7 protein-coding genes are annotated in these 5973 nt (G+C 64.3%); 4 read left to right on the top strand and 3 right to left on the bottom strand.

The window, feature by feature from the left end:
• The 3 genes from pdhA to HP499_RS19680 all read left to right on the top strand — a co-directional run.
• The coding region (gene pdhA, locus HP499_RS19690; protein WP_172325841.1) for a pyruvate dehydrogenase (acetyl-transferring) E1 component subunit alpha at nucleotides 1-987 on the top strand (987 nt) is incomplete at its 5' end.
• On the top strand, nucleotides 984-2072 hold the full coding sequence (locus tag HP499_RS19685; protein WP_172325840.1) for an alpha-ketoacid dehydrogenase subunit beta: 1089 nt from the start codon (nucleotides 984-986) through the stop codon (nucleotides 2070-2072). The genes pdhA and HP499_RS19685, both read left to right, overlap by 4 nt.
• A gap of 2 nt (nucleotides 2073-2074) precedes the next feature.
• Nucleotides 2075-3571, top strand: coding sequence for a dihydrolipoamide acetyltransferase family protein (locus tag HP499_RS19680; RefSeq protein ID WP_253951706.1), 1497 nt, complete (start codon nucleotides 2075-2077; stop codon nucleotides 3569-3571).
• Between the two features lie 363 nt (nucleotides 3572-3934).
• Here HP499_RS19680 and HP499_RS19675 read toward each other — a convergent pair whose 3' ends face one another.
• Complete coding sequence (locus HP499_RS19675; RefSeq protein ID WP_172325838.1) at nucleotides 3935-4453, bottom strand: hypothetical protein; 519 nt, start codon at nucleotides 4451-4453, stop codon at nucleotides 3935-3937.
• Nucleotides 4440-4931, bottom strand: coding sequence for a MarR family winged helix-turn-helix transcriptional regulator (locus HP499_RS19670; protein WP_172325837.1), 492 nt, complete (start codon nucleotides 4929-4931; stop codon nucleotides 4440-4442). Before HP499_RS19670 ends, HP499_RS19675 begins: the two co-directional genes overlap by 14 nt.
• 65 nt (nucleotides 4932-4996) lie before the next feature.
• On the opposite strand from HP499_RS19670, the gene HP499_RS19665 reads away from it, so the two are divergent.
• Nucleotides 4997-5365: a VOC family protein gene (locus HP499_RS19665; RefSeq protein ID WP_172325836.1), complete on the top strand. Its 369-nt coding sequence runs from the start codon at nucleotides 4997-4999 to the stop codon at nucleotides 5363-5365.
• Between the two features lie 28 nt (nucleotides 5366-5393).
• Here the strand turns inward: HP499_RS19665 and HP499_RS19660 are convergent.
• Nucleotides 5394-5973 (bottom strand): helix-turn-helix transcriptional regulator (locus HP499_RS19660; protein WP_172325835.1); only part of this gene is annotated, 580 nt, incomplete at its 5' end.

Genomic DNA, 5973 nt, shown 5'->3' with positions numbered 1-5973 from the left:
GAATTGATGGCCGCCTACGAGCAACTCGTCGTCGGACGTCGCGTCAACGACCAGAACTCGGCACTGGTCCGGCAGGGCCGCATGGCCGTCTACCCCTCAAGCCACGGCCAGGAAGCCTGCCAGGTTGCAGCTGCCATGTGCCTCAGCGAGGGTGACTGGCTGTTCCCCACGTACCGCGACGCCGTCGCCGTCATGACCCGCGGGGTGGACCCCGTTGAGGTGATGACTATCTTCCGCGGCGACTGGCACGGCGGGTACGACCCCACAGAGCACAACGTTGGCATCCAATGCACCCCTCTTACGACGCAACTGCTTCACGCGGTCGGTGTGGCCCATGCCGCCAAGCTACGCGGTGAAAACACGGTAGTGATGGCCATGTGTGGCGACGGCGCCACCAGCGAAGGCGACTTCCACGAGGCCCTGAACTTTGCTGCAGTTTTCCACCTGCCTGTCATCTTCTTCGTGCAGAACAACAAGTACGCCATCTCCGTACCGCTCAGCCACCAGTCCGTGGCGCCGTCGCTGGCCCACAAAGCTGTTGGCTACGGCATGGCCGGTGAGCGCGTTGACGGCAACGACCTCGTCGCACTGCTCGCCGTGATGGACCGAGCGGTGAAGCTGGCCCGCGAAGGATCAGGACCGCTCCTGATCGAAGCCCACACCTACCGCATGCAGGCCCACACCAACGCCGACGACGCCACCCGCTACCGTCCGGACAGCGAAGTTGCCGAATGGCAGGCCAAGGATCCGCTGGCGCGCATGAAGTCGTACCTTACGGACAAGGGGCTGCTGGACGACGAGGCCGGTAACAGGATCGCCGTGCACGCAGAAGAAGTCGCCACCCAGCTCCGCGAGGGCCTGGGCGAGGATGTCCCGGTCCAGCCCCTGGACCTCTTCAAGTACGTCTTCGCCAAGCAAACCCCGCAGCTGAAAGAACAGTCCGAACTGCTCGCCAGCGAACTCGCACGAGAGGAGAGCGCAAAATGACCGTGACCACCACCGCTACCGCCAACGTCAGCGCAGCCACCGCCAGCGCCGCCGCGTCCGCCGCGGCCACTGCAGAAGCCACCGGTCCGCAGAGCCTCACCATGGCCAAAGCCCTGAACACTGCCATGGCCGATGCCATGCGCGCCGATTCCTCCGTCCTGGTCTTCGGTGAAGACGTGGGAATGCTCGGCGGCGTCTTCCGCATCACCGATGGCCTCATGGCCGAATTCGGTGAAGAACGCTGCTTCGACACCCCTCTCGCGGAATCCGGCATCGTGGGCATGGCCGTGGGCATGGCCATCAACGGCATGCGGCCCGTCATCGAAATGCAGTTCGACGCGTTCGCCTACCCGGCTTTCGAACAGATCGTCAGCCACGTCGCCAAAATGCACAACCGCACCAAGGGCAAACTCAAAATGCCCATGGTCATCCGTGTTCCCTACGCCGGCGGCATTGGGGGAGTGGAGCACCACTGCGACTCCTCCGAGTCCTACTACGCGCACACCGCCGGCCTGAAGGTCTACACCCCGGCCACCGTGGCCGACGGCTACCGGATGCTCCGCGAAGCCATCGACTCCGATGACCCCGTGATGTTCATGGAACCTAAGAAGCTCTACTGGTCCAAGGACCAGGTGGACTTGGGTGCACTGCGTGCAGAGCACGACGCCGGGACCTCCACCGAGGGCCGCGCGGCTGTTGCCCGTCCCGGCACGGACGCGACGCTCATCGCCTACGGCCCGTCTGTCCCCACAGCGCTCGCCGCTGCAGCTGCCGCTGCCGAAGAGGGCCGCTCGCTCGAAGTCATTGACGTCCGCACCCTCGTCCCCTTCGACGACGAGACCGTCTGCGCGTCCGTGCGCAAGACGGGACGCGCCGTCGTGATCGCCGAAGCCCATGGATTCGCGTCCGTGTCCTCCGAAATTGTGGCCCGCGTCCAGGAACGCGCGTTCCACTACCTCGCCGCGCCGATCCTTCGGGTGACCGGCTTCGATGTCCCGTTCCCGTCTCCCAAGCTGGAGCACTACTACTTGCCGAGCGTCGACCGCATCCTCGACGCCGTCGATGACCTTCAATGGGAGGACTAACCATGAGCTCAGATATGCAGGTCTTCAAACTGCCCGACCTCGGCGAAGGACTCACCGAGGCCGAACTGGTGAACTGGCTCGTTGCCGTGGGTGACGAGATCGTGGTGGACCAGCCCATCGCCGAGGTTGAGACCGCCAAATCCATGGTTGAGGTTCCCTCGCCCTACGCCGGCACGGTTGCCGAGCTGCACGGTGAGGCCGGTCAAACGCTCGACGTCGGCAAGCCGCTGATCTCGATCGCTCGCGCTGGTTCTTCCGCGGGGTCGCCCGCTGCCGCCGCTCCCGCTCCGGCTGGTTCTGTGGACCCTTCGCCGGTGTCTTCCGGCCTCGACGTTTCGCCGGACGTGGAAGCTGCTGCCGAGACCTACCGGACCGAGGAAAAGGCCGGCTCGGGCAATGTGCTGATCGGTTACGGAACGCCCGGGGGAGCGACAGGTGGGCGCACCCGCCCGCGGAAGGCGAGCGTCGGCGTCGTCGATTCTGCCGTTTCTGTTGCTGAGCCTGCTGCTATTACTGAGCCGGTGATGGAGCCTGCTGTGGCCGGGACGCGCATCCCCGGCAAGCTCAGTGCTGTCATCTCTCCGCTCGTGCGGAAGATGGCGCGCGACCACGGTGTTTCTCTCGACGCGATTGAGGGTTCGGGTGCCAGTGGGTTGATCATGCGCCAGGATGTGGAGGCGGCGATTACTGCTCCTGCTGTTCCTGACTCGGCTCGTGTCTCTGCTCCGGCTTCCGTTGCCGCACCCGTTGCCGCTTCTGCTGATGCGGGTGCCGTTGACGGCCGTACCGGTTTGTCCGTATCTGCGCGAACGCCTGTTCGCGGGGTTCGCAAGGCTGTGGCCGCGAACATGACCCGCAGTCGCTCCGAGATTCCCGAGGCCACGGTTTGGGTGGACGTGGACGCAACCGCTCTGCTGGAGATGCGGGCCGAGCTCAAGAAGCGCGCACCGCACGATACTCCGGGCTTGCTGGCCTTCATCGCCCGTTTTGTCACGGCCGGGTTAAAAAAGTACCCCGCACTGAACACCCGCTTTGAAACGGCTGCCGATGGATCGCAAGAGATCGTCGGATTCGAAGGGATCAACCTCGGCTTCGCCGCCCAGACCGACCGCGGACTCGTTGTCCCGTCCGTCCGGAACGCCCATGAGCTGAGTGCCCGCGAGCTGGACGCCGAGATCCGCCGACTCACCGCCGTCGCGCGTGACGGAAAGGCGACTCCAACAGAACTGGGCTCGGGCACTTTCACGCTGAACAACTACGGCGTGTTCGGCGTGGACGGCTCGGCTGCGATCATCAACTACCCCGAGGTTGCGATGCTGGGTGTGGGCCGCATCATCGACAAGCCCTGGGTGGTCAACGGTGAGTTGGCCGTCCGCAAGGTCACCGAACTGACCTTGGCTTTCGACCACCGCGTGTGCGACGGCGAAACTGCTGCAGGCTTCCTCCGGTACGTGGCTGACGCCATCGAGAACCCGGGTGGAGCGCTCGCGGACATGTAAGTGCCGCACCCTCTCGCACATCCCTAGGGTTTGAGCGGATCGCTCTCTCAGGTCCCTAGCGTTTGAGCGGGTCGCTCTATCAGATCCCCAGCGGTTGCCTTTATCTGCCGACCGGCGGGCATCCCATTCCGGGTTGCCCGCTGAATGGTTGGGTGAGGCGTTTGGTGTTCGAAGTAGCCGGCGTTGGTAGCGGTGACCACAGGATCAATGCCGGAGCGCTCGGCAATGACCAGCCGATGGCGCCGACGTCGTGAATCTTTGCTGCGCATTGAATCCCTGTATTTGCCGTGCTTTTACGCGCGCATCGTCAACCCTCTGCGTGAAGAAGGAGGCAGCGATGGGCACAGCAATTCATGCGGGGATTCAGGAATTGTTAATGAACGACGGCGGGAGGTTGGGAACCGCTGCGGGCCACGTGCCGTATCGGTCGTCCAGGTCCTGATTGGCTAGTTCCAGGGAGGACCCGCCCGCGTACTGCTCCGAGTCGATGCCCAAGGACGCAAGAAGTGCCTTGGTGGTTTCGACCGTTTGCCCCGGCGCTTCGAAGCTGAAGCGCACCAGGCGTCCGCGATCCACCTCGTCCTGCGAAGCGAGCTGCGCCAACGAGTAATCGATGAGTGTTGCGGGGTCTCCGGAAAAAGCCTCCGTCGCGGAGAGCGTCGCGAGGACGTAGGCGGTGGTTCCGTCCCATGCGCGGGCCGCCTCCAACTCCGCCCCTGGGACTTGGGCTACTGCTGCTTGGGCCGCTGCCATCGGGCGCGCCGCACGAGTGGCAGTTGGGGAAGTGGCGGCTGGAGGAGTCGTTTCGATGGTGCAGCCGCTCAGCAGCCCGGCCAATGTGGCAGCGACGACGCTCAACCCGGCAGTTCTACTTATCCGCATGACGTCTATCCTCGCTGCTGTCACCCTGGCTGACTCCCTGGTCCTCCCGCAATGAGCGGACCATGCTTTGCAACGCCCTGAACGCAGTGGCTTGTTCGTCCTGCGTCATGCCCCCGAGCATCTTGACCTCCACGCTACGGACCGCAGCGCTTGCCTTCTCAAGACTGCTTCGGCCCAGCGGGGTGAGCTGAGCGGGAAGGATTTTACCTACGCGGGCCTCCTCCGGGCGGGTCACGTATCCGTCGCGTTCCAGGGCTTGGAGCAGCACGTTCATGGACTGTCGGGTGACGAACGCGCCCCGGGCCAGCTCGGAGTTCGACAGGCCCGGGCGCTGTGCAAGGAGTTCCAGGCAGGAGTAATGGGTGATGGTCATTCCAAGCGGCCTCAGCGCTGCTTCCATGGAAGCGCGCAGGGTGCTCGACGCTTCTTTCAGCAGATATCCCAGCGAGGTGGTGAGGTCGATTCCGCGTTGACTCATGTCAGTATTCTGACATAGCTTGTTCGTGTCAGATGGCTGACAATGAAAAACCAAGGAGCAACACCATGCCCGTCACCGGTCCCGATTTCATCTCCCTCCAGGCGCGCGACCTCGACGCTTCACAAGCGTTCTACGAGCAGTACCTCGGCCTGGTGCGGTCGCAAGCAGGGCCGCCTCACGCCGTCGTGTTCGACACAAGCCCGATCCCTTTCGCGCTCCGTACGGTCGTTCCCGGCACTGATCTATCGACAGTTGAACAGCCGGGCATTGGTGCCGCGGTGTGGCTCCACGCCACTGACGTTCAAGCCATTCACGATGCTCTGCACGAAGTTGGGCACAGGATCGTCACCGCTCCTGTCGACGGTCCATTTGGCCGCACTTTCACCTTCGCTGATCCTGACGGCTACCACGTGACGCTTCACGATCGCGCTTAGGCTACGCCAGTCCCGCCCCGGGCGGCGGTCAGCCGGCGAAGGCTCCCGGCGTCGTTCCCAGGACGCGTCTGAAATGCCTGGTGAGGTGGGATTGATCATGGAAGCCCGCCTCGACCGCTGCTTCAGATGCCGGCCGGCCCTCCAGCAGCAGTCGTCGCGCGCGGTCAACACGGCGCCCCGTCACGTACCTGTAAGGGGCAATGCCGTAGGCCTTGGAGAAAGCGCGCACCAGGTGGCTCGGATGCGCGCCGAGCAGTTGGGCGGCTTCGGCGATGGTGAAGGACTCCGAGAGGCGGTCATCCAACATTTCTCGCAGCCGGCGGGCAAGGGGAGCATCCCGCGTCGGGGCCGAGGGTGCCCCGAGGTGGGAGCGGACGGCTTCCCGGAGAGTGAGAACGCCGCTTTCGGCTCCCATGGCATCCCCGGGTGAAGCCAACGCGGCATGGATACCCATCACGGTCGCCACCGTCTGCTGATCCATCAGCAGCGGCTGCGTCACTGCAGCATCTGCAGCTTTCGCGGGCAGCCAGTCCTCGCTGAGGTACAGGACACGCTTGCGGAATGATTCACCCCCGACGGCGGAGCGTCCGTCGTGCGGGACATGCGGT

The organism is Paenarthrobacter sp. CM16 (genome assembly GCF_013179505.1).
Classification (GTDB): Bacteria; Actinomycetota; Actinomycetes; order Actinomycetales; family Micrococcaceae; genus Arthrobacter.
This window is presented reverse-complemented; position numbering and strand designations above follow the sequence as displayed.

Bases quoted from the DNA above. Each gene is read 5' to 3' on its own strand.
- HP499_RS19685 (WP_172325840.1), top strand. From the start codon at position 984: ATGACCGTGACCACCACCGCTACCGCCAACGTCAGCGCAGCCACCGCC.
- HP499_RS19680 (WP_253951706.1), top strand. From the start codon at position 2,075: ATGAGCTCAGATATGCAGGTCTTCAAACTGCCCGACCTCGGCGAAGGA.
- HP499_RS19675 (WP_172325838.1), bottom strand. From the start codon at position 4,453: ATGCGGATAAGTAGAACTGCCGGGTTGAGCGTCGTCGCTGCCACATTG.
- HP499_RS19670 (WP_172325837.1), bottom strand. From the start codon at position 4,931: ATGAGTCAACGCGGAATCGACCTCACCACCTCGCTGGGATATCTGCTG.
- HP499_RS19665 (WP_172325836.1), top strand. From the start codon at position 4,997: ATGCCCGTCACCGGTCCCGATTTCATCTCCCTCCAGGCGCGCGACCTC.